At 73.2% G+C, this 21,470-nt stretch carries 18 protein-coding genes; 6 read left to right on the plus strand and 12 right to left on the minus strand.

What is annotated here, in order from left to right; translation table 11 throughout:
• Window positions 1-128 precede the first annotated feature (128 nt).
• The 3 genes from ABZ318_RS31720 (at window position 129) to ABZ318_RS31730 (ending at window position 4,367) form a co-directional block, all read left to right on the plus strand.
• On the plus strand, window positions 129-863 hold the full coding sequence (locus tag ABZ318_RS31720; protein ID WP_030692404.1) for an ABC transporter ATP-binding protein: 735 nt from the start codon (window positions 129-131) through the stop codon (window positions 861-863).
• Window positions 860-3,724: an ABC transporter permease gene (locus ABZ318_RS31725; protein ID WP_356905886.1), complete on the plus strand. Its 2,865-nt coding sequence runs from the start codon at window positions 860-862 to the stop codon at window positions 3,722-3,724. Before ABZ318_RS31720 ends, ABZ318_RS31725 begins: the two co-directional genes overlap by 4 nt.
• A 97-nt stretch (window positions 3,725-3,821) precedes the next feature.
• On the plus strand, window positions 3,822-4,367 hold the full coding sequence (locus ABZ318_RS31730) for a bacterial proteasome activator family protein (RefSeq protein ID WP_356905887.1): 546 nt from the start codon (window positions 3,822-3,824) through the stop codon (window positions 4,365-4,367).
• A gap of 165 nt (window positions 4,368-4,532) precedes the next feature.
• Here ABZ318_RS31730 and ABZ318_RS31735 read toward each other — a convergent pair whose 3' ends face one another.
• The 7 genes from ABZ318_RS31735 to pdhA form a co-directional block, all read right to left on the minus strand.
• Window positions 4,533-5,519, minus strand: coding sequence for an NAD(P)H-quinone oxidoreductase (locus ABZ318_RS31735; RefSeq protein ID WP_356905888.1), 987 nt, complete (start codon window positions 5,517-5,519; stop codon window positions 4,533-4,535).
• Between the two features lie 58 nt (window positions 5,520-5,577).
• The gene (locus ABZ318_RS31740) at window positions 5,578-6,639 is read right to left on the minus strand and encodes a potassium channel family protein (protein WP_356905900.1); all 1,062 of its coding nucleotides are present in this window, start codon (window positions 6,637-6,639) and stop codon (window positions 5,578-5,580) included.
• Between the two features lie 20 nt (window positions 6,640-6,659).
• Entirely contained in the window at window positions 6,660-7,967 is a 1,308-nt protein-coding gene (locus ABZ318_RS31745; RefSeq protein ID WP_356905889.1) for a molybdopterin molybdotransferase MoeA, read from the minus strand.
• Window positions 7,964-8,830 carry an NTP transferase domain-containing protein gene (locus ABZ318_RS31750; RefSeq protein ID WP_356905890.1) on the minus strand — a complete coding sequence of 289 codons (867 nt, stop codon included), beginning with the start codon at window positions 8,828-8,830 and terminating at the stop codon, window positions 7,964-7,966. Before ABZ318_RS31750 ends, ABZ318_RS31745 begins: the two co-directional genes overlap by 4 nt.
• Window positions 8,831-9,004: 174 nt before the next feature.
• Window positions 9,005-10,432: a dihydrolipoamide acetyltransferase family protein gene (locus ABZ318_RS31755; RefSeq protein ID WP_356905891.1), complete on the minus strand. Its 1,428-nt coding sequence runs from the start codon at window positions 10,430-10,432 to the stop codon at window positions 9,005-9,007.
• Window positions 10,432-11,478: an alpha-ketoacid dehydrogenase subunit beta gene (locus ABZ318_RS31760; RefSeq protein ID WP_356905892.1), complete on the minus strand. Its 1,047-nt coding sequence runs from the start codon at window positions 11,476-11,478 to the stop codon at window positions 10,432-10,434. The genes ABZ318_RS31755 and ABZ318_RS31760 overlap by 1 nt, the downstream gene beginning before the upstream one ends.
• Window positions 11,478-12,635, minus strand: a complete 1,158-nt coding sequence (gene pdhA / locus ABZ318_RS31765; RefSeq protein WP_356905901.1) for a pyruvate dehydrogenase (acetyl-transferring) E1 component subunit alpha — start codon at window positions 12,633-12,635, stop codon at window positions 11,478-11,480. Before pdhA ends, ABZ318_RS31760 begins: the two co-directional genes overlap by 1 nt.
• Before the next feature lie 192 nt (window positions 12,636-12,827).
• Here pdhA and ABZ318_RS31770 point away from each other — a divergent pair, with 192 nt between their 5' ends.
• On the plus strand, window positions 12,828-13,352 hold the full coding sequence (locus tag ABZ318_RS31770; RefSeq protein WP_356905902.1) for an Lrp/AsnC family transcriptional regulator: 525 nt from the start codon (window positions 12,828-12,830) through the stop codon (window positions 13,350-13,352).
• A gap of 177 nt (window positions 13,353-13,529) precedes the next feature.
• On the opposite strand, the gene ABZ318_RS31775 is transcribed toward ABZ318_RS31770, so the two are convergent.
• Both ABZ318_RS31775 and ABZ318_RS31780 read right to left on the minus strand, forming a co-directional pair.
• Window positions 13,530-14,123 (minus strand): TetR/AcrR family transcriptional regulator, encoded by a 594-nt coding sequence (locus ABZ318_RS31775; protein ID WP_356905893.1) that lies wholly within the window; start codon window positions 14,121-14,123, stop codon window positions 13,530-13,532.
• A complete protein-coding gene (locus ABZ318_RS31780; protein ID WP_356905894.1) occupies window positions 14,123-15,706 on the minus strand; it encodes a 3-hydroxyacyl-CoA dehydrogenase in 1,584 nt (527 codons plus the stop codon). Before ABZ318_RS31780 ends, ABZ318_RS31775 begins: the two co-directional genes overlap by 1 nt.
• A 124-nt stretch (window positions 15,707-15,830) precedes the next feature.
• On the opposite strand from ABZ318_RS31780, the gene paaN reads away from it, so the two are divergent.
• The gene (gene paaN / locus ABZ318_RS31785) at window positions 15,831-17,528 is read left to right on the plus strand and encodes a phenylacetic acid degradation protein PaaN (protein WP_356905895.1); all 1,698 of its coding nucleotides are present in this window, start codon (window positions 15,831-15,833) and stop codon (window positions 17,526-17,528) included.
• Between the two features lie 54 nt (window positions 17,529-17,582).
• Here paaN and ABZ318_RS31790 read toward each other — a convergent pair whose 3' ends face one another.
• From ABZ318_RS31790 to ABZ318_RS31800, 3 genes are read right to left on the minus strand one after another with little or no spacing between them, the layout of a single operon-like run.
• A complete protein-coding gene (locus ABZ318_RS31790) occupies window positions 17,583-18,245 on the minus strand; it encodes a TrmH family RNA methyltransferase (RefSeq protein WP_356905896.1) in 663 nt (220 codons plus the stop codon).
• Complete coding sequence (locus ABZ318_RS31795; protein ID WP_356905897.1) at window positions 18,242-19,483, minus strand: HTTM domain-containing protein; 1,242 nt, start codon at window positions 19,481-19,483, stop codon at window positions 18,242-18,244. Before ABZ318_RS31795 ends, ABZ318_RS31790 begins: the two co-directional genes overlap by 4 nt.
• Window positions 19,480-20,292, minus strand: coding sequence for a DUF5819 family protein (locus ABZ318_RS31800; RefSeq protein ID WP_356905898.1), 813 nt, complete (start codon window positions 20,290-20,292; stop codon window positions 19,480-19,482). The genes ABZ318_RS31795 and ABZ318_RS31800 overlap by 4 nt, the downstream gene beginning before the upstream one ends.
• Window positions 20,293-20,437: 145 nt before the next feature.
• On the opposite strand from ABZ318_RS31800, the gene paaA reads away from it, so the two are divergent.
• A complete protein-coding gene (gene paaA, locus ABZ318_RS31805; RefSeq protein ID WP_356905899.1) occupies window positions 20,438-21,454 on the plus strand; it encodes a 1,2-phenylacetyl-CoA epoxidase subunit PaaA in 1,017 nt (338 codons plus the stop codon).
• Window positions 21,455-21,470 lie beyond the last annotated feature (16 nt).

Below are 21,470 nucleotides of genomic sequence, written 5' to 3' on the forward strand. Positions count from 1 at the left end.
GGGGCGCGTCGGCCGCACCCTCGCGCCCCGCCCATACCGCTGACGCACCACTGACGCACCACCACCTTCCACCGCACGCTCCCGTACCCGGCCCGACCGCCGCGTACGGCCAACGGGGGGACCCCTCCATGTCGACACAGCAGCCCGTGCTGCAACTGCAGAACCTGACCCGCGTCCACGGCGCGGGCGCCACCGAGGTGCACGCCCTGCGCGGCATCGACCTCGCCGTGTACCCCGGCGAACTCGTCGCCGTCATGGGCCCGTCGGGCTCCGGCAAGTCCACGCTGCTCACCATCGCCGGCGGCCTGGACACCCCCAGCTCGGGCCGGGTGATCGTCGAGGACACCGACATCACCACCGCGAGCGTCAAGGAACTCGCGGCCCTGCGCCGCCGCAGCATCGGTTACGTCTTCCAGGACTACAACCTCATCCCGGCCCTGACCGCCGCCGAGAACGTCGCCCTGCCCCGCGAGCTGGACGGGACCTCCGCCCGCAAGGCGCGCGTCGAGGCCGTCGCCGCCCTGGAGGAGATGGGGCTCGGCCACCTCGCCGACCGCTTCCCCGACGAGATGTCCGGCGGCCAGCAGCAGCGCGTCGCCATCGCCCGCGCCCTCGTCGGCGACCGCCGGCTGGTCCTCGCCGACGAGCCGACCGGCGCCCTGGACTCCGAGACCGGCGAGTCGGTGCTCGCCCTGCTCCGCTCCCGCTGCGACGCGGGCGCCGCCGGTGTCCTCGTCACCCACGAGCCGCGGTTCGCCGCCTGGGCCGACCGGGTCGTGTTCCTGCGGGACGGCGCCATCGTCGACCAGACCGTGCGCAGCGAGGCCGATTCGCTCCTGTCGGGTCAGGTGGCCGACGCGTGAAGACCTGGTTCCACTCCTGGCGGGCCGCGATCCGCATAGCCCGCCGCGACGCCTGGCGTTCCAAGGGCCGCAGCGCCCTCGTCCTCGCGATGATCGCGCTGCCCATCCTGGGTGTCAGCGCCCTCGATCTGACCTACCGCAGCTCCGAACTGTCGGCCGCCGAGCGACTGGAGCGGACGATCGGCGCGGCCGACGCGCGCTTCAGGGACGCCCAGGTCGGCGGCGTCCCGATCTTCCAGGACCCCACCGGCGAGATGCACACGACGGCCAAGGACTACGAGAACGAGCCCTGGCCGAGCGGCTCCACCGATGTCACCAAGACCGTCCCGGCGGGGGCCACCGTCCTCACGGACGGCATCGGTGCGGCCAAGCTGACGACGGCCCACGGTCTGCTCGGGACCGAGGTGCGTGAGCTCAAGGCGTCCGATCCGATCGCCCGGGGCATCATGACGCTTCTGGAGGGGCGTTTCCCGGAGAAGAACGACGAGGTCATGGCGACCTCGCACTTCCTGGAGACGAGCGGCCTGTCGATCGGCTCGACCCTTTCCGCCCGCAATTTCGATCGCCCGTACCGGATCGTCGGCTCCTACGAACTTCCCGACTCCCTCGACACGGATCAGGTGAACGCGCTGCCCGGCGCCTTCCTCGCCCCGTACGCGAAGGCGGTCGAGAAGGCCGGTCTGCCCGCGCCCGACGTCTCCGTCTCGTATCTGGTGCGCAAGTCCGGTGGTTTCACGTGGAACACCGTCAAGGAGATCAACACCAAGGGCGTCGCCGTCGTCTCGCGCGCCGTGGTGCTCGACCCGCCCGCCGCGTCCGAGGTCCCGCTCAACCAGAAGGAAGGCTGGGGCGGTTACGAGGCCAGCCCGGCGGCCGGTGCCGCCGAACTCGCCTCCCTCGCCACCGTCGTCGGTCTGGCGATGCTGGAGATCTGCCTCCTCGCCGGGCCCGCCTTCGCGGTCGGCGCCCGCCGCTCGCGCCGCCAGCTCGGCCTGGTCGGCGCCAACGGCGGTGCCCGCAGCCACATCCGGGCCATCGTGCTGAGCGGCGGTCTGGTCATCGGCGTCGCGGCCGCCGTCACCGGCACCGTCCTCGCCCTGGTCCTGACCCTGGTGCTGCAGCCGGTCCTCGAGGACACCATGGGCCAGCGCTTCGGGGCCTTCGACATCCGGCCGCTCGAACTGCTCGGCATCGCGCTGCTCGCGGTCCTGACCGGTCTGCTCGCCGCGATCGTCCCGGCCGTCACCGCCTCCCGGCAGACCGTCCTCGCCTCGCTCACCGGCCGGCGCGGGGTCCGCCGCAGCAGCCGCGTACTGCCCCTGATCGGCCTGGCGGCCCTCCTCGTCGGCGGCGCGATCGCCCTCTTCGGCTCGACGGTCTCCGAGCAGGTCACCCTCGTGGCAGCCGGCTCCGCCCTCGCCGAGCTCGGTGTCGTCGCCATGACCCCCGCCCTGGTGGGCCTGTTCGGGCGGACCGGCCGCTGGCTTCCGCTCTCCCCGCGCCTCGCGCTGCGGGACGCCGTCCGCAACCGGGGCCGTACGGCACCCGCCGTCGCCGCCGTCCTCGCCGCCGTCGCCGGCACGGTCGCCGTCACCACGTACATGGCCGGCCGCGAGGCCCAGAACAGGGCCGAATACGAGGCCACGCTGCCGTACGGCGTCGCCTCCGCCTTCGTCCAGGAGGAGGGCGGCCGGGACGCCCCCGCCGTCCGTGAGGCCGTCCAGCGGAACTTCCCCGTCGACGTCCGCGCCGACGTCGGGCGCATCTCGGTCGGCAAGCCCGGCTGCCCGCCCTGGGGAGAGGGCGAGGGCTGCGGCCGCTACGAGGTCATCGTCCCCCCGGCGAACGAGTGCCCGCTGTACGCGACCCTCCCGGGCGGCGGCGACGCCTCGGAGAAGTACACGCCCGACCAGCGGCGGAAGTTGCTCACGGAGGACTGGCGCTGCAAGGACTCCGCCAGCAGCGGGATGTACGTCTCCGACAGCGGCCTGCTCATCGGTGACGCCAAGCTGCTCCAGGTCCTCGGCGTCGACGACCCCGCGACCGTGAAGGCCCTCGCCGACGGCAGGATCGTCAGCTTCAACCGCGCCCTGGTCGGCAAGGACGGCACCGTCGGGATCAAGCAGATCACCGACATCCCCGCCGCCGACAAGGCCTCCGAGCAGGGCCGCCCCGCCCCCGGCAAGGTCAGCTCCCTGCCCGCCTACCTGGTGCCCGGCGACAAGAAGACCTACGGCCTCCAGGCCCTCATGACCCCGGCCACCGCGAAGGCCGCCGGTCTCTCCACGGCGCCGCTGGGCCTGTACGTCAGCACCGACCGGCTCCCGGACTCCGAGCAGCGCCAGAAGCTCGACAGCGACCTCGCCAAGCTCGGCAGCGACGTCGAAGTCCACCTGGAAGAAGGGTTCGTCAACGAGTACGGCATCATCCTGCTCTCGCTGGCCGTCTTCGCGGGCCTGGTCACCATCGGCGCCGCCGGCATCGCCACCGGACTCGCCCAGGCCGACGCCGAGGCCGACCTGAAGACACTCGCCGCCGTGGGCGCCCCGCCCCGGGTCCGCCGTACGCTCAGCGGATTCCAGTGCGGAGTCGTCGCCGCGATGGGCGTGATCCTCGGCTCGGCCGCCGGACTGCTGCCCGCCATCGGGCTCCGGCTCACCGAGGAGCGCGAACAGATCCGCTACTACGAGCAGAGCCTCGCCGAGGGCTGGAGCCGCGACCTGACCCCGCCCGACGTACCGATCGTCATCCCCTGGGAGACGCTCGCCGGCCTGATCGTCGCCGTTCCGCTCGGCGCCGCGCTCCTCGCCGCCCTGGTGACCCGCTCGCGCGGCGCGCTGGCCCGGCGCGCGGCGACCTGACGGGCTTCGTTGCCGTCCTGTGCCCCTGTACGAGGGTGGATCACCCCCGTACAGGGGCACACCGTGTGGTGAGGCATGCGTACGAGAGAATGGCGGCATGGAGATGCCGAGGAATGACAGGTCGCAGGAGAACACCCCGGTCCTCATCGTGGGACAGGACGGGATGGCGCTCGGCGGCACTCAGGGCGACGACGAACCCCGCGAGGTCCCGGTGACGGAAATGGTCGAGCAGCCTGCGAAGGTCATGCGGATCGGCAGCATGATCAAGCAGCTCCTGGAGGAAGTACGGGCGGCCCCTCTGGACGAGGCGAGCCGGGTCAGGCTCAAGGACATCCACGCCAGCTCCGTGAAGGAGCTGGAGGACGGGCTCGCGCCCGAACTGGTCGAGGAACTGGAGCGGCTCTCCCTGCCGTTCACGGACGAGGCGATCCCCTCCGAGGCGGAGCTGCGCATCGCGCAGGCGCAGCTGGTGGGCTGGCTCGAGGGCCTGTTCCACGGCATCCAGACGGCGCTGTTCGCCCAGCAGATGGCGGCCCGCGCGCAGCTGGAGCAGATGCGCCGCGCGCTGCCTCCGGGGGCGTCGCACGACGATGACGACGACCACGGCCACGGGCACGCGGTGCGCTCGGGACCGTACCTGTAGATCACGTCCGTACGCGGGAGGGGCCCGGCACACCTCGTGTGCCGGGCCCCTCCTCGTGCGCCGGGCGCTTCTCGCGCACTGGGCCCTTCCCGCGCACTGGGCCCTTCTCGCGCGCTGGGCCCTTCTCGGGCGCAGGTCAGGCGCGCGGCGTGAGCAGCGCCGGGGTCAGGCGCGCGGCGTGAGCAGCAGCACCTTGCCGACGTGCCGGCCGTCCTCCAGCGCCCGGTGCCCCTCGGCGGCCTCCGGCATCGGAAGCGTCCGGTCGACGACCGGACGGACCGTGCCCGCGCCGATCAGCGGCCAGACGTGCTCCCGTACGGCCGCGACGATCGCCGCCTTCTCCTGCGCCGGACGGGACCGCAGCGTCGTCGCCAGGACGGCCGCGCGCTTCGCGAGCAGCGCCCCGAGGTTCAACTCGCCCTTCACCCCGCCCTGGAGGCCGATGACGACCAGCCGGCCGTTCACGGCCAGCGCCTTCACGTTCCGCTCCAGGTACTTGGCGCCGACGATGTCCAGGATGACGTCCGCACCCGCGCCGTCCGTCGCCTTCGCCAGCTCCTCGACGAAGTCCTGCTCGCGGTAGTCGATGAGGATGTCCGCGCCCAGCTCGGCGCAGCGCGCCAGTTTCTCGGGGCCTCCGGCGGTGACCGCGACCCGCGCGCCGATCGCCTTCGCCAGCTGGATCGCCATCGTGCCGATCCCGCTCGCGCCGCCGTGCACGAGCAGCGTCTCGCCGGGCCGCAGGTGCGCGAGCATGAAGATGTTGGACCAGACCGTGCACGCGACTTCGGGAAGCGCGGCGGCCGTGGTCAGGTCGACGCCCTCCGGGACGGGCAGCAGCTGGCCGGCCGGGACCACGACCTTCTCCGCGTAACCGCCGCCGGCGAGCAGCGCGCACACCTCGTCGCCGACGGCCCAGCCGGACACCCCGGGGCCGAGCGCGGCGATCCGGCCCGCGCACTCCAGGCCGGGGTAGGGGGAGCTTCCCGGCGGCGGGTCGTAGAAGCCCTGGCGCTGGAGCAGGTCGGCGCGGTTGACCGCGCTGGCCGCCACCTCGACGAGCACCTCGCCCTCGCCGGGTACGGGATCGGGCACCTCGGCCCAGAGGAGCGCCTCGGGACCGCCGGGTTCCGGAATCGTGATCGCATACATGGCGGCGAGGCTACTCGTCCGGCGGGTCGGTCCTCCGGTGAGCCGGTGCTCCGGCGGGTCAGTCCTCCGGCGGCGTGGAGAGCGGGGTCATGGGCGCGGCGCGCACGATGGTGATCACCCGGTCGGTGAGCTGGAGCGGGCTGGCCGCGGGGTCGTCGTAACCGAGGAGCCGGTGGCCGCGGAGCACGCTCACCACCAGGTCGCCGGTGTCCCGCACGCTCTTGCCGGCCTCGCTCTTGGTCACCGGCCGTTCCACGAGGTCGAGGCCCGAGCCCTGCTGGATGAGGTCCTCTATCACCGTGCCGGCGCTGGGGCTCAGCACGGACAGTCCGAGCAGGCGGCCGGCGGCGCTGGCGCTGGTGATGACCGCGTCCGCGCCGGACTGGCGGAGCAGCGGCGCGTTCTCCTCCTCGCGGACCGCCGCGACGATCTTCGCGCCCCGGTTGAGCTGGCGTGCCGTGAGGGTGACCAGGACCGCCGTGTCGTCGCGCTGGGTCGCGATGACGATCTGCCGGGCCCGCTGCACCTCGGCGCGGAGCAGCACGTCGCTGCGGGTCGCGTCGCCGATGACGCCGACGAACCCGTCCGTGTTCGCCGTCTCGATCACCTTCGTGGAGGGGTCGACGATGACGATCTGGTCCTTGCGGAGTCCGGTCGCGCAGAGGGTCTGGATCGCGGACCGCCCCTTCGTCCCGAAACCGACGATGACGGTGTGGTCGCGCAAGGTGGACCTCCAGCGGTTCAGCCGGAACTCCTCCCGGGTCCGTTCGGTGAGGACCTCGAGAGTGGTACCGACCAGGATGATCAGGAAGAGCACGCGCAGGGGCGTGACCAGCAGGATGTTGGCGAGCCGCGCCGAGTCGCTGTACGGGACGATGTCGCCGTATCCGGTGGTGGAGAGCGTCACGGTCGCGTAGTAGACGCTGTCGAGGAAGTCGAGCGTCTCGTCGGCGTTGTCGTGGTAGCCGTCGCGGTCGGCGTAGACGATGAGGACCGTCAGGATCAGCACGCCGAGCGCCATGAGCAGTCGTTTGCCGACCTGGCGCAGCGGCCTCTCGACGATCCTGCGGGGCAGTTGGACCCGCGGGCCCGAGATCCGTTCGTCCGCGTTGCGGGCCATCACGTCCCGACTGGGAAGTTTCACGTGAAACACGCTCCTTGGACCGGTACGGCGCCCGACGTCGGCGGCCAGGGAAGGTCGAGGACGTCCAGCTCCTGGCCGGACCGGGCGCCGCCGGGCGGGACGACGGCCATGCCGTCCGCGACGGCGATGCCCCGGAGCATGGCGGGCCCGTTGTAGCGCAGCGGGACGAGCCGCTCGCCCCGGCGGACGACCGGGACGAGCCGGGTGTCGTGAGGGTGCCCGTGCACCTCGTCCAGGACGGGGGCACGGTCCCCGGCGGGAGAGGCGCCGCCCAGGGCGGCGAGGAGCGGCTCGGCGAGCGTGAGGAGCCCGGAGACGGCGGCGAGCGGGTTGCCGGGCAGGCCGACGAGGTGGCGGCCGCCGCCCAGGGCCGCGAGGAGCATCGGATGGCCGGGGCGGACCTTCACCCCGTCGACCAGGAGCGTGGCGCCCGCCTTGTCGAGGACGCGATGGAGGTGGTCGACGGGCCCGGCGGCGGTGCCTCCGGTGGTGACGACCAGGTCGGCGGCGGAGCCCGTGACGGCCGCGTACAGCTCCTCTGCGTCGTCGCCGATCCGCCGTGTGGCGAGCACCTCGGCGCCGAGCGCCGCGAGCCAGGGGCCGAGCATCGGGCCGAGGGCGTCACGGATGAGCCCCTCGTGGGGGAGACCGGCCGTGAGCAGCTCGTCGCCGAGGACGAGGACCTCCACCCGGGGGCACGGCGGCACGGGGAGCTCGTCGTAACCGGCGGCCGCGGCGAGGCCCAGCACGGCGGGGGTCACGGCGGTGCCGGCGGGCAGCAGCTCGTCGCCGGACCGGCACTCCTGGCCCCGGGGCCTGATGTCCTGCCCGGAGACCACATCGCGCAGTGCGTGGAGCAGAAGGCCCGGCCCGGGGAGGGAGTCGGCCCGTTCCGTACGGGAGTGCTCGGTACGGATGACGGCGGTGGCCCCGGGCGGGACGGGGGCGCCGGTGGCGATCCGTACGGCCTCGCCGTCGGTCAGGGCGGCGACGGGCGCGTGACCTGCGAGGACGGGATTCTCCGCGCGGACGCTCCAGGGACCCGGGCCCGCGACGGCCCAGCCGTCCATGGCGGAGGTGTCGAAGGAGGGCAGGTCGGTGAGGGCGAGGAGCGGCTCGGCCAGGACCCGGCCGAGCGCCTGCCCGAGGGGAAGGCGCCGCGGCTCCCGGCCCATCCGCGCGGCGCTCCCGGCGCGGGCGGCGGCGGCCCTGGCCTCGGGCCAGGCGGTGGCTCGGTGCGGCGTCCCGGCCTTCGTGCCGGTGGCGGCTCCGGGGGCCACGGGGAGGGGCTCCTTCGAACTCATCCGGTCTCGTCCTGCTCGGCGTCTTGTTCGGCAGCCCAGCGCTGGGCGAGCGCCGCGGCCTTGCGGGCGGCCTCGGCGACGGCCTCCGGCCCTCCCTCGGCGCCCGCGCGGGCGGCCGCGTAGCCGACCAGGAAGGTGGTCAGGGGCGCGGCGGGGCGGGCCACGCCGTGGGCGGCGTCACGGGCGAGGTCGAGCAGCACGCCGGTGTCGACGTCCAGTTCGATGCCCAGTTCGTCCTTGACTGCGGTGATCCATTCATCCAGCACGGTCCCATGCTCCCTGATGCGGGCCCGGGCCGTGGCGATGTCCTCCCAGGTGTCGCAGTCGAAGGAGGCCAGGGGGGCCGCGGCGACCCGGGTGAGGTGCAGTCCCCCGGTGAGGAGACGCAGCGGACCGCCTTCGAGGGTGCCTCGCCGGCCGGTGATGAGCGCCAGTTCACGCAGGAGCGGGGCGCGGCGGTACGCGGCGACGAGCGGTTGGTCCCGCCCCTCGGCGTCGGTGAGGAGCGCGGCCTCGGCCCCGGGGGCCGCGTCGAGCGCGTCGAGAAGGCGGCGGACGGTGGCCCCGTCCAGGAAGGGCAGGTCGGCGGAGAGGACGAGGAGGACGTCGGCGCCGGTCTCCCGTACGCCGGCGTCGAGCGCGGCCAGCGGGCCGCCGCCGGGCGGCTCCTCCCTGGTCCAGCGGACGGGGCGGGCGGTCGGGCGGGGGGCCGCGACGACCACGGTCCGGCCGGCGTCGGGACAGGCCGCGAGCACCCGGTCGAGGAGGGTCCGGCCCCCGACCCGTATCCCCGGCTTGTCGGAGCCGCCGAGGCGCCGGGCGGCGCCCCCGGCGAGCACGACGGCGTCGTATGCGGTGGTCATCCCAGCAGTATGGGCCGCCCGGTCCCACCGCCGACGGGCCCGTCTCCCTTGCTGAGACGGGCCCGCACGAACGACCGCACGGCCGACCGGTCACGTCGGCGGCCGACGAGCACCGGCCGGCCGGTCCGCGCCGGGCGGCCGTACCGGGTGGGGGTCCGGTACGGACGCCCCCCGTCAGACCGTGCGGAGCAGGACGGCAGGCTGCTCGACGCAGTCCGCCACGTACCGCAGGAAACCGCCCGCCGTGCCGCCGTCGCAGACACGGTGGTCGAAGGTGAGCGAGAGCTGCACCACCTGACGGACCGCCAGTTCACCCTGGTGGACCCAGGGCTTGGGGATGATCCGGCCGACACCGAGCATGGCGGCCTCGGGGTGGTTGATGATCGGCGTGGAGCCGTCGACCCCGAACACCCCGTAGTTGTTCAGGGTGAACGTGCCGCCGGTCAGATCGGCCGGGGTGATCGCGCCCTGCCGTGCCGCCTCCGTCAGCCGGGCGAACTCCTCCGTCAGCGACTCGGCCGTCCTGCTCCCCGCGTCCTTGACCACGGGAACGACGAGCCCCCGCGGGGTCTGGGCGGCGAAGCCGAGGTGCACGGACGGCAGCCGGACGATCTCCCGGGCGGCCGTGTCCACCGTGGAGTTGAGCTCGGGGAACCGGGCCAGGGCGTGGACGCAGATGCGCGCGAGGAGCGCGAGCAGCGAGATCTTCGGCCCGCCGGCCGCGTTCATCGCCGCCCGTGCCGCCATCAGCTCGGTCGCGTCGGCGTCGACCCAGCAGGTCGCGTCCGGGATCTCCGTACGGCTGCGGGACAGCTTGTCCGCCACCGCGCCGCGGACCCCGCGCAGCGGAACCCGCTCGCCGGCCGTCGCGACGGGGCTCACGGCAGGGCTCGTGACGGGCGCCGGGGCGGCGGCCTGCTGCTCCAGCGCCGCGAGGGCCAGCTCCACGTCGGCCCGCAGGATCAGCCCCTCGGGCCCTGATCCGCGCACCTCCCGCAGATCGAGGCCCCGGTCGCGGGCCAGCTTCCGCACGAGCGGCGAGATGACGGGCACCGGACCCGCGTGCCCACCGGCCGCCGGAGCGGCCGGAGCGGCCACAGGAGTCCGGGTGGCGGCCGAAGCCTGCCCCGCGGCCGAAGCCTGCCCCGCGGCCGGCGCCGGAGCGGCCGCCGGCGCCTGGGTGGCCGCCGGGCTCGTGTGCCGCACCCGGCGACGGCGGGCGGCGGGCCCGGCCGTTCCGTAGCCGACGAGCACATTGCCCGAGTACTCCGAGGAGACGGCCGAATCGGCGTCGGCCCGGCCCTCCGTGGGGGCCGCTCCCGGAGCGGCCTCCGCGAGCTCCTCCGGCGCGCCCGTGCCGCCGACGGCGACCGTCAGGAGCGGTGCGCCGACGGGCAGTTCGGTGCCCTCCTCGCCGTACCGGGCGGTGACGACACCGCCGTACGGGCAGGGCACCTCGACCATGGCCTTGGCCGTCTCGACCTCGACGACCGGCTGGTCGATGGCGACGACGTCGCCGACGGCGACCAGCCAGCGCACGATCTCGGCCTCGGTGAGCCCTTCACCGAGGTCGGGCAGCTTGAACTCAAGGACCTGTGCCATCAGCTGCCCGCCTCCCACTGCAGTCGCGCCACCGCGTCCAGGACCCGGTCCACGCCCGGCAGGTGGTGCCGCTCCAGCATCGGCGGCGGGTACGGGATGTCGAAGCCCGCGACCCGCAGCACCGGCGCCTCCAGGTGGTGGAAGCACCGCTCGGTCACGCGCGCGGCGATCTCCGCGCCGGGGCCGCCGAAGCCGGTCGACTCGTGGACGACGACCGCGCGGCCGGTGCGCCGCACCGAGGCGCAGACGGTCTCGTCGTCGAACGGCACGAGCGAGCGCAGGTCGACGACCTCCAGGTCCCAGCCCTCGGTCTGGGCGGCCTCCGCCGCCTCCAGGCAGACCGGCAGCGAGGGGCCGTAGGTGATCAGGGTGGCCCCGGTGCCCCGGCGCCGCACGACGGCCTTGCCGATCGGCTCGACGGGCGCGGGGGCTTCGGGGGACCAGTCGGACTTGGACCAGTAGAGCCGCTTGGGCTCCAGGAAGACCACCGGGTCGTCGGAGGCGATGGCCGCGCGCAGCAGCCCGTAGGCGTCCTCGACGGTGGCCGGGGTGACGACGTGCAGTCCCGGCGTGGCCGTGTAGTAAGCCTCGGAGGAGTCGCTGTGGTGCTCGACGCCGCCGATCCCGCCGCCGTACGGGACGCGGATGACGATCGGCATCGGCATCGCGCCGCGGGTGCGGTTCCGCATCTTCGCCACGTGGGAGAGCAGCTGCTCGAACGCCGGGTACGCGAACGCGTCGAACTGCATCTCCACGACCGGCCGCAGGCCGTACATGGCCATGCCGACGGCCGCGCCGAGGATGCCCGCCTCGGCCAGCGGGGTGTCCGTGCACCGGTCCTCGCCGAACTCCTTGGCGAGCCCGTCGGTGACCCGGAAGACGCCGCCGAGGGTGCCGACGTCCTCGCCCATCACATGGACGGTCGGGTCCTCGGCCATCGCGTCGCGCATGGCGCGCTGGAGCGCCTGCGCCATCGTGGCGGGCTTCGTCTTCGCGGCGTTCCCGCCGGCCTTGGCGGCGGCGGGGCCGGTCGTCGCGGTCGTCATCACGCCTCACCCTCGGCTTCGAGCTCGGCGCGCAGCTGCGCCGCCTGTTCGCGCAGCTGTGTCGTCTGCTCCGCGTAGACGTGGGAGAAGAGCTCCATCGGGTCGAGCACCGGGTCGGCGTTCATCCGTTCGCGCAGCTCCGCCGCCATCGTCTCGGCGGCCTCGGCCGCCGCGCGCCTGCCGTCCTCGTCGAGCAGGCCGCGCTCCGTCAGTTCCCGTTCGAGGATGAGGATCGGGTCGTGCGCCCGCCAGGCCTCGACCTCGTCGGCCGTGCGGTAGCGGGTCGCGTCGTCGGCGTTGGTGTGGGCGTCGATCCGGTAGGTGACCGCCTCGACGAGGGTGGGGCCGCCGCCGCGCCGCGCGCGGGCCACGGCCTCGGTGAGCACCTGGTGGACGGCGACCGCGTCGTTGCCGTCGACGAGCCGGCCCGGCATGCCGTACCCGACGGCCTTGTGGGCGAGGGAGGGGGCCGCGGTCTGCTTGGCGAGCGGCACGGAGATCGCGAAGCCGTTGTTCTGCACGAGGAAGACCACGGGGGCCTGCCAGACGGCGGCGAAGTTCAGCGCCTCGTGGAAGTCGCCCTCGCTGGTGCCGCCGTCGCCGACCATGGCCAGGGCCACGACGTCGTCGCCCTTGAGGCGGGCGGCGTGGGCGAGGCCCACGGCGTGCGGGAGCTGGGTGGCGAGGGGCGTGCAGAGCGGCGCGATGCGGTGCTCGCGCGGGTCGTACCCGGTGTGCCAGTCGCCGCGCAGCAGGGTGAGGGCCTGGACGGGGTCGAGGCCCCGGGCGACGGCCGCCAGGGTGTCGCGGTACGAGGGGAAGAGCCAGTCCCGCTCCTCCAGGGCGAGGGCGGCGGCGATCTCGCACGCCTCCTGGCCGGTGGTGGACGGATACACGGCGAGCCGGCCCTGCTTGGTGAGGGCGGTGGCCTGGGTGTTGTACCGGCGGCCGCGGATCAGCTCCGCGTAGAGCCGGAGCAGCAGCGCGGGGTCGGCGTCGGCCACGGCGTCCGTGCCGAGCACACGCAGCGGCTCGGCCTCCGGCAGCAGCGGGGCGGGGTCGGTACGCGGCTGCCACGTCGGCGGGGTGTGCCGGTCGACGGGGACGGCACCGGGCGGCTCTTGGACTGTCGAACTGCGCTGTTGCAACGAGTCCACCTCCTCATGGGAGCGGGCATAAGACCCGAAGGCGGGTGGCGCGAGTGTGGCGCGCCTCACCTACCGATTGTTCGGTCGTGGAGGCATTTTGGCTACAGGCACCTCCAGCCTGTGGACAAACGGTTCTCCACAGCCTGGGATAAGGGCAGGTCGTCCACCGGAGAGAGGCGGGGGCACATGGCGGATGAACAAATGGCCGACGACTGGGAGCAGGTCGTCGCCCCGGCGCCGACGGCGGGGTCCACAGGACCTCCGGCGCGCCCGCTGGACGCCATCGACCGCGACATCCTCCGCATCCTGCAGACGGACGGCCGCGCCTCGATCCGCTCCGTGGCCGAGCGGGTGCACGTCTCCCGGGCCAACGCGTACGCGCGGATCAACCGGCTCATCGACGACGGGGTGATCCGCGGCTTCAGCGCCCGCGTCAACCACGAGCGGGCGGGGCACGGAGCCTCCGCCTACATCACGCTCAAGATCGTCCAGAACTCCTGGAGGACCGTGCGCGAACAGCTCCAGGCCCTGCCGGGAGCCGCGCACATCGCCCTGGTCAGCGGCGATTTCGACGTCCTGCTGCTCGTCCACACCCCCGACAACCGGACCCTGCGCGAGCTGGTGCTCACCAAGCTCCAGTCGATCCCGGAGGTGCTGTCGACCCGGACCCTGCTGGTCTTCGAGGAGACGGACCTCGACCCGGACCACCGCGTCCCGGGCCGCTGAAGTTTTTAGTGGGCCTTACGAGGGATCAGCACCCCCAGTGGGGCCGTACGAGAAATCAGCAGGCGCCGAGGGACCCCCGGAGGCCGCCGAGGGACCCCCGGGAGGCCGCCGAGGGGCCCCCGGGGCTGCCGAGGGCCTCCGGCGGGCCCACACGAGGCCGCAGGGCGTGCGGGAAGGTCAGCGGGCCGTCCGCAGCCCGTCGAAGGCCAGGTGGACGACGGTCTCGGCGAGCTGCTCCCGCTCCGCCGTCGCGTCCGGATGCGGCCGGTACCACTCCACCAGCGAGTTGATCATGCCGAAGAGGAGCCGGGTCGCGAGCCGGATGTCCACGTCGGCCCGCAGGTCCCCCTCGGCGGCTGCGGCCTTCAGCAGCTCGGCCACCCGGTGGTCGAACTCGCGGCGCCGCTCCATCGCCCACCGCTCGGTGCCGGTGTTGCCCCGCACCCGCAGCAGCAGCGTCACGTACGGCAGCTCCGCTATCAGCACCTCGACGGTGCGGCGCGTGACGTACTCGACCCGCTCGACGGCCCGGCCGCGCCCGGCACCCGGCTCGTCGAGGATCGCGAAGAGCCCGTCGAGCGCCCGGCTGACCGCGCGCCGCAGCAGCTCCTCCTTGCCCGCCACGTGGTGGTAGATCGAGGACTTCGAGATCCCGGCCGCCTTGGACAGGTGTTCCATCGACGTGCCGTCGTAGCCGCGCTCGTTGAAGACCCGCACCGCGACCGACAGCAGCGTCTCGGGGGTGTACGTGTCGCGCTTCGCCGTGGTCATCAGGAGCCCTGCCCTTCCTCGGCGTATCCCCGGCGGGCGGTGGCCAGGCTGGGGGCGTAGCGGCCCGTCGGGTAGCGCTCGTGCAGCTCCACGAGCAGGTCGCGCACGCGCGCGTGCCCCACCTTCCCGGCCCACTCCAGCGGGCCGACGGGGTAGTTGACCCCGAGGCGCATCGCCGTGTCGACGTCCTCCGCGGTGGCGACGCCCCGGTCGACCGCGTCGGCCGCGAGGTCGGCGAGCATCGCGACCGTACGGGCGACGATCATGCCGGGCACGTCGCCGATGACGGACACCTGCTTGCCGAGCGCCTGGAAGAGGCCGACGGCCTCGGCGAGGGACTCGGCCGAGGTGTGCTCGCCGGTCGACAGCACGATCCGGGTCGCGCGCGCGTAGTCCAGCGCGAGGTCGAAGTAGATGATCTCGTCGGTGGAGTACTCGAAGGCGGTCTCCCCGTCCGCGAGGCAGAGCCGGGCGCCACCGGGCAGCAGGACGTATCCGTTGCCGCCCTTGCGCCGGACCTCGATCCCGGCCTCCTCGAAGAGCCCGATCAGCGGCTCGGCGGGCCCCAGGTCTCCGCGTACGGCGATCCGCTCGGGCGCCTCGGCCGGCGGCGCGGTGTGCGGCTCCGGCCGCTCCGCACCCTCCGCGTACGAGAACCAGCCGTGCCCCGACTTGCGGCCGAGCCGCCCCGACTCGACGAGCCGCCGCTGCGCCAGCGAGGGGGTGAACTTCGGATCCTGGTAGAAGGACTCCCACACCGACCGGGTGACGGCCTCGTTCACGTCCTGCCCGATGAGGTCGGTCAGCTCGAAGGGCCCCATCCGGAATCCGCCGCACTCGCGCAGGGCCGCGTCGATGGTGGCGGGATCCGCCCCGCCCTCCTCGAACACCCGCAGCGCCTCGGCGTAGAAGGGGCGGGCGACCCGGTTCACGATGAAGCCGGGGGTGTCCGCGCAGCGCACCGGCGTCTTGCCCCAGCCCTTCACCGTCTCGTACGCGCGCGTGGCGACGTCCGCGTCGGTGGCGAAGCCGCTGACGACCTCGACGAGGGGGAGCAGCGGCGCCGGGTTGAAGAAGTGCAGGCCGACGAACCGGCCGGGCAGCCGCAGCCCTCCCGCGATGGCGGTGACGGAGAGGGAGGAGGTGTTCGTGGCGAGGACGGTGTCGTCGCCGACGATCTTCTCCAGGTCGGCGAAGAGCCGCTGCTTGACCGAGAGGTCCTCGACGATCGCCTCGATCACGAGGGCGGCGTCCGCGAGCTCGGCGGGGTCCTCGGCCGCGTGCAGCCGGCCGGTGGCGGCCTCCCGCGCGGCGGCGTCGAGGCGTCCCTTCTCCACGAGCCGGTCCAGGCGGGCGGTGAGGGCGGCGACGGCCTCGGCGGCCCGGCCGGGGGCGCTGTCGTAGAGGCGCACGGGGTGGCCGGCGACCAGCGCGACCTGGGCGATGCCCTGGCCCATGGTGCCGGTGCCTACGACGGCGACGACGCGGTCCCGCCCGATGGCGGCGGTGCGGTCCTGCTCCACGGCGGCGGTCTCACTGGCGGTCACGTCGTCGCTCCCCCTGACGGTCACGTTGGCGCTCATAGGAGTGATCCTCCCCGATGGGTTTTCCACAGGATCGACGGACCCCCTTGTCCCGACCGATCGTTCGGTTACTCTAACTCCGTACGCGTCTCCCTGCCCAGCTCGACGAGGAGTTGGTCCACCGATGGCCACCGCTCAGCTGACCACCGACCGTCTGGCCGAGAAGCACCGGTCCACACTCGACCAGGCGCTCGCCACCATCCGTACCCGCGCCTACTGGTCGCCGTACCCCGAGCACCCGAAGGCGTACGGCGCGGACGGCTCGCTCGACGCCGCGGCGGGCCTCGCCGCCCACCAGTCCGCGCTGAACACCCGCTTCGACCTCGACCAGCCCGGCACGGACGGCTGGACCGGCGGCGAGATCTCGCCGTACGGCCCGTCGCTCGGCATCGAGTACCCGCACGCCGACCTCGACGTGCTGCTCCCCGCCATGCGCGCGGGCATGGGCGCCTGGCGGGACGCCGGCGCCGAGACCCGCGCTCTGGTCTGCCTGGAGATCCTCGCCCGGATCTCCGCCCGGACCCACGAGTTCGCCCACGCCGTCATGCACACCAGCGGCCAGGCGTTCATGATGGCGTTCCAGGCCGGCGGCCCGCACGCCCAGGACCGCGGCCTGGAGGCCGTGGCCTACGCGTACGAGGAGCAGACCCGCACGCCCGCCGGGCGGGCCGGCTGGTCCAAGCCGCAGGGCAAGCGCGACCCCCTGGAGCTGAGCAAGGAGTTCACCCCGGTCGGCCGCGGCATCGCGCTGGTCATCGGCTGCAACACCTTCCCCACGTGGAACGGCTACCCGGGCCTGTTCGCCTCCCTCGCCACCGGCAACCCGGTCGTGGTCAAGCCGCACCCGCGCGCCGTCCTGCCGCTCGCGCTGACGGTGAAGGTCGCCCGTGAGGTGCTCGCGGAGGCAGGCTTCGACCCGAACCTGGTCGCGCTCGCCGTCGAGCGTCCCGGCGAGGGCATCGCCAAGACCCTGGCCGTCCGCCCGGAGATCCGGATCATCGACTACACCGGCTCCACCGCCTTCGGCGACTGGCTGGAGGCCAACGCCCGGCAGGCCCAGGTCTACACCGAGAAGGCCGGCGTCAACACGGTCGTGGTCGACTCCACCGACGACTACAAGGGGATGCTGGCCAACCTGGCCTTCTCGCTGTCCCTGTACAGCGGCCAGATGTGCACCACCCCGCAGAACCTGCTGATCCCCCGCGACGGCATCACCACCGACCAGGGCCCGAAGTCGTACGACGAGGTCGTGGCCGACCTCGCGGCGGCGGTCGGCGGCCTGCTCGGCGACGACGCCCGGGCGAACGGTCTGCTCGGCGCCCTGGTCAACCCGGACGTGAAGGCGCGCCTGGAGGCCGCCGCCGGGCTCGGCGAGGTCGCGCTCGCCTCCCGTGAGGTGGTCAACCCGGAGTACCCGGACGCCGTGGTCCGGACGCCGGTCATCGTGAAGCTGGACGGCTCCAAGCCGGACGCCCAGGCCGCGTACTTCTCGGAGTGCTTCGGCCCGGTCTCCTTCGCCGTCTCGGTGGACTCCACCGCCGACGCCCTGGAGCTGCTGCGCCGCACGGTCCGCGAGAAGGGCGCGATGACGGTCGGCGCCTACACGACCTCGGCGGACACCGAGCGCGCGGTGGAGGAGGTCTGCCTGGAGGAGTCGGCCCAGCTCTCGCTGAACCTCACGGGCGGGGTGTACGTGAACCAGACGGCCGCGTTCTCCGACTTCCACGGCTCCGGCGGCAACCCGGCGGCGAACGCCGCGCTGTGCGACGGCGCCTTCGTCTCCAACCGCTTCCGGGTGGTGGAGGTCCGCCGCCAGGCCTGATCCACGGTCTCGTGGAGGCCCTCAGGGGCCTCCACGAGAGCTCTTACACGAGAGCTAGGGGGCGTCGATCTCCGCGTACCGCTGCACCCACGCGTGCATGGCGATCGCGGCGGCCGCGCCCGCGTTGATCGACCGGGTCGAGCCGAACTGGGCGATCGAGCAGACCATCTCCACATGGGCGCGGGCCTCCTCGGTGAGCCCCGGGCCCTCCTGTCCGAAGAGCAGCACGCAGCGGCGGGGGAGCACGGTCCGCTCCAGCGGGACGGCGCCCGGCAGGTTGTCGATCCCGATGACGGGGATGCCCTCGGCCGCCGCCCACGAGGTCAGCGACTCGGTGTCCGGGTGGTGCCGGACGTGCTGGTAGCGGTCGGTGACCATGGCGCCCCGCCGGTTCCAGCGGCGGCGGCCCACGATGTGGACCTCCTTCGCCAGGAAGGCGTTCGCGGTCCGCACGACCGATCCGATGTTGAAGTCGTGGCCCCAGTTCTCCACCGCCACGTGGAAGTCGTGGCGCCGGGTGTCCAGGTCGGCGACGACCGCCTCGCGCGTCCAGTACCGGTAGCGGTCCACGACGTTGCGCCGGTCGCCGCCGGCGAGCAGTTCGGGGTCGTACCGCTCGTCCCGCGGCCACGGCTCCGGGTGCGGTCCGACGCCGATCTCGGGGCCGAACCCCTCGTCGTACTGGACCGGCTCGGGCTGTTCTTCCGTGGTGCTCACCCGACGAGGGTACGGGGGCCGTGCTCCTCGGCCGTACGGCGCTGCTCGGGCAGCGTCCCGGCGGGGGTCCGCTTCAGCAGCCGGTCCCTGCCCCCGGCCACCCGGGCGCCCAGCCACACCAGGAACGCCGTCGGCAGGAACACGGCGTCGGCGGAGATCATCGCGAGCGAGAAGACGGGCAGTCCGAGGAGCACCGCGATCCCGGCGTGCTCCATCATCATCGCGACCAGGAGGACGTTCTTGACCTTGCGGTTGAAGAGCGTGAAGGGGAAGGCGACCTGGACGATGACCGTGCCGTAGGACAGCAGCATCACCATGATCCCGCTGGCGCCGAGCAGCTCGGAGAGGGCCGGCCAGGGCGAGAAGTAGTCCAGGTGGAGCGGGTAGAACAGCGCGGTCCCGTCCTGCCAGCGCGAGCCCTGGATCTTGTACCAGCCGGCCGTGGCGTAGATCAGACAGACCTCGGCCATGATCACGACGAGGGCGGCGTTGTGCGCGAGGTTCGCGAGGACGTCGAGCAGGGTGCGCGGCTCCCCGGGGGCGATCCGGCAGACCAGCCACCACAGCCCGTTGCCGAGCCACAGCACCCACAGCAGCACCGGCACCCACCACTCGCCGGAGACGTCGCTGAACCAGGTGACGGCGAGGAGGAAGCCGCCGAGCACCACCCACAGCAGCGGTCCGACGACATCGCGGCGCGCGGGCTCCCCGGCCCGGGCCGCGCGGTCCTCACGGGCCGCCCGCCGGGCGTCCAGGGACCACACCCGGCCGCAGCGGGTGAAGACGAGGTAGATCGAGACGATGTGCAGGACGTTGTCGCCGCCGTCGCCCACGAAGACGGAGCGATTCAGCAGCGAGAGCACCCCGACCATGAAGACCACGGACACGGCCCGGGTCCGCCACCCGACGAGGAGCAGCGCGGCCGAGAGCACCGCGAGCCCGTAGACGACCTCGAACCAGATCCGGCCGTCCGACCACAGGAGCACCGTGAAGGCCCGGTTGTCGGCGATCAGCCGCTGCGCCATCTCCCAGGACCAGGGGCCGTCGGGCCCGTACAACTGGTACCGGTGGGGCAGCTCGCGCAGCAGGAAGAGCAGCCAGGTCAGCGAGAAGCCGATCCGGATGATCGCGCTCTGGTACGGGGCGAGGGGACGGCCGGTGACGGCCTGCACCCCGCGGGCGAGCCGGCGGTCGAAGGGTTCGCGGGCACGCGCGGGCGTGGCGGTGGAAGTGCTCATCGGCCCGCCTCCGTGCGGCTCGTGACGGCGCCGGCGGTCCGGTCGGCCTCGGTGATCCTCCACCACGGGAGGTCCCGGTAGGAGGGGGTGGTCCGCGTCTTCTCGGTGCTCCACGGGGCGGCGGGGACAGTCCGGGAGACGGTGCGCAGCTGGATGCGCCGCACGTCGGGGCCGAGAGACCGTCCGCCGGGGCCTTCGAGGGCGTCGAGCCTGAGCATCGCGATCCGGCGGATGTACTGCTCCGAGAGGGTGCCGCGCAGCCCGTTGGGGCGGTTGTCGTCGGTGTGCGTGCCGAGGTAGAAGTCCACGGCCCTGCGGAGCTGGTTCTGCTGGGAGTGGCTGGGCATCGGGTTGTGGCGGATGGCCTCGATGTCCTGGGCGGTGAGGTCGATCCAGGCGGTGGTGCGGCGGCCGCCGTCGGCGGCGGGGGTGAGCTCGGCGCGGACCTCGACGGAGAGGTTCGTCTGGAGCGGATTGGGCGCGAAGAGCTTCCAGTTCTGCTCGAACTCGGGGTAGATCCAGTCGCTGACGGCCTCGCCGTGCCGCTTGGTCAGCGTGTTGGACGGCGCCACGTGCAGGAACACCATCGCCAGGTGGACGCAGGCGAACACGCCGACGAGGGCGAGCGCCACGGCGGCGACGACCTGGTACGGCAGGGAGAGGGCCATGATCCCGGCACCGGCCCCCTCGGTTCCGGAAGGGGTGCCGGGGGCGTCCGGGGCCTCGGAGGAGGCGACCGGCGGGTCCTCGAGGGGATTTCGTCCGCGGGCCGAGGGGTCCTCGGAGGGTCTGCGCCCGTCGTCACTCATCTCGACCGCGTCCTTTTCGACGTACGCGTCCATCCCGCCCCGATCCCGATCGGCCCGCCTCGGTTATCCACAGGGTTGACACCATACGGGCCGCCGACCCACCATTGAAGTCATTCAACCGAACGATCGGTCGGTAGGGGGTCTGATGACCGCAGTGACGGCAGGGACGGCAGGGACCACGGGCGTGCCCGGCGCGTCGGACACGGCCGCGGCGGCCGAGCAGGCCGCCTACGAGGCCGTGTTCGACGCCGCCGTCGCCGCCGACGAGCGGATCGAGCCGCGCGACTGGATGCCCGAGGCCTACCGCGCCTCCCTCGTCCGGCAGATCGCGCAGCACGCCCACTCCGAGATCATCGGCATGCAGCCCGAGGCGAACTGGATCACCCGCGCGCCCTCGCTGCGCCGCAAGGCGATCCTCATGGCCAAGGTGCAGGACGAGGCCGGCCACGGCCTGTACCTGTACAGCGCGGCGGAGACCCTCGGCACCAGCCGCGACGAGCTCCTCGACAAGCTCCACTCCGGCCGCCAGAAGTACTCCTCGATCTTCAACTACCCCACGCTGACCTGGGCCGACGTCGGCGCGATCGGCTGGCTCGTGGACGGCGCCGCGATCACCAACCAGGTCCCCCTCTGCCGCTGCTCCTACGGCCCGTACGCCCGCGCGATGGTCCGGGTCTGCAAGGAGGAGTCCTTCCACCAGCGCCAGGGGTACGAGGCACTGCTCGCCCTCTCCCGCGGCACCGAGGCCCAGCACGCGATGGCCCAGGACGCCGTGAACCGCTGGTGGTGGCCCTCGCTGATGATGTTCGGCCCCCCGGACGACGAGTCGACCCACACCGCCCAGGCGATGGCCTGGAAGATCAAGCGCCATTCCAACGACGAACTGCGCCAGCGCTTCGTCGACATCGCCGTCCCCCAGGCCGAGGCCCTCGGCCTCACCCTCCCCGACCCCGACATCCGGTGGAACGAGGAGCGCGGACACTACGACTTCGGCCCGATCGACTGGACCGAGTTCTGGGACGTCCTCAAGGGCAACGGCCCCTGCAACGACCAGCGGCTGAGCAAGCGACGCCAGGCCCACGAGGACGGCGCCTGGGTCAGGGAAGCGGCGGCGGCCTACGCGGACAAGCACACCGGAAAGCACGGGGAGGCACAGGCATGACGACCGACGGTTGGCC

This window comes from Streptomyces sp. NPDC006197 (assembly GCF_040613865.1).
In the GTDB taxonomy this organism is placed as follows: domain Bacteria; phylum Actinomycetota; class Actinomycetes; order Streptomycetales; family Streptomycetaceae; genus Streptomyces.

Bases quoted from the DNA above. Each gene is read 5' to 3' on its own strand.
- ABZ318_RS31720 (WP_030692404.1), top strand. From the start codon at position 129: ATGTCGACACAGCAGCCCGTGCTGCAACTGCAGAACCTGACCCGCGTC.
- ABZ318_RS31730 (WP_356905887.1), top strand. From the start codon at position 3,822: ATGGAGATGCCGAGGAATGACAGGTCGCAGGAGAACACCCCGGTCCTC.
- ABZ318_RS31735 (WP_356905888.1), bottom strand. From the start codon at position 5,519: ATGTATGCGATCACGATTCCGGAACCCGGCGGTCCCGAGGCGCTCCTC.
- ABZ318_RS31740 (WP_356905900.1), bottom strand. From the start codon at position 6,639: ATGGCCCGCAACGCGGACGAACGGATCTCGGGCCCGCGGGTCCAACTG.
- ABZ318_RS31745 (WP_356905889.1), bottom strand. From the start codon at position 7,967: ATGAGTTCGAAGGAGCCCCTCCCCGTGGCCCCCGGAGCCGCCACCGGC.
- ABZ318_RS31750 (WP_356905890.1), bottom strand. From the start codon at position 8,830: ATGACCACCGCATACGACGCCGTCGTGCTCGCCGGGGGCGCCGCCCGG.
- ABZ318_RS31755 (WP_356905891.1), bottom strand. From the start codon at position 10,432: ATGGCACAGGTCCTTGAGTTCAAGCTGCCCGACCTCGGTGAAGGGCTC.
- ABZ318_RS31760 (WP_356905892.1), bottom strand. From the start codon at position 11,478: ATGACGACCGCGACGACCGGCCCCGCCGCCGCCAAGGCCGGCGGGAAC.
- ABZ318_RS31770 (WP_356905902.1), top strand. From the start codon at position 12,828: ATGGCCGACGACTGGGAGCAGGTCGTCGCCCCGGCGCCGACGGCGGGG.
- ABZ318_RS31775 (WP_356905893.1), bottom strand. From the start codon at position 14,123: ATGACCACGGCGAAGCGCGACACGTACACCCCCGAGACGCTGCTGTCG.
- ABZ318_RS31780 (WP_356905894.1), bottom strand. From the start codon at position 15,706: ATGAGCGCCAACGTGACCGTCAGGGGGAGCGACGACGTGACCGCCAGT.
- paaN (WP_356905895.1), top strand. From the start codon at position 15,831: ATGGCCACCGCTCAGCTGACCACCGACCGTCTGGCCGAGAAGCACCGG.
- ABZ318_RS31795 (WP_356905897.1), bottom strand. From the start codon at position 19,483: ATGAGCACTTCCACCGCCACGCCCGCGCGTGCCCGCGAACCCTTCGAC.
- ABZ318_RS31800 (WP_356905898.1), bottom strand. From the start codon at position 20,292: ATGAGTGACGACGGGCGCAGACCCTCCGAGGACCCCTCGGCCCGCGGA.
- paaA (WP_356905899.1), top strand. From the start codon at position 20,438: ATGACCGCAGTGACGGCAGGGACGGCAGGGACCACGGGCGTGCCCGGC.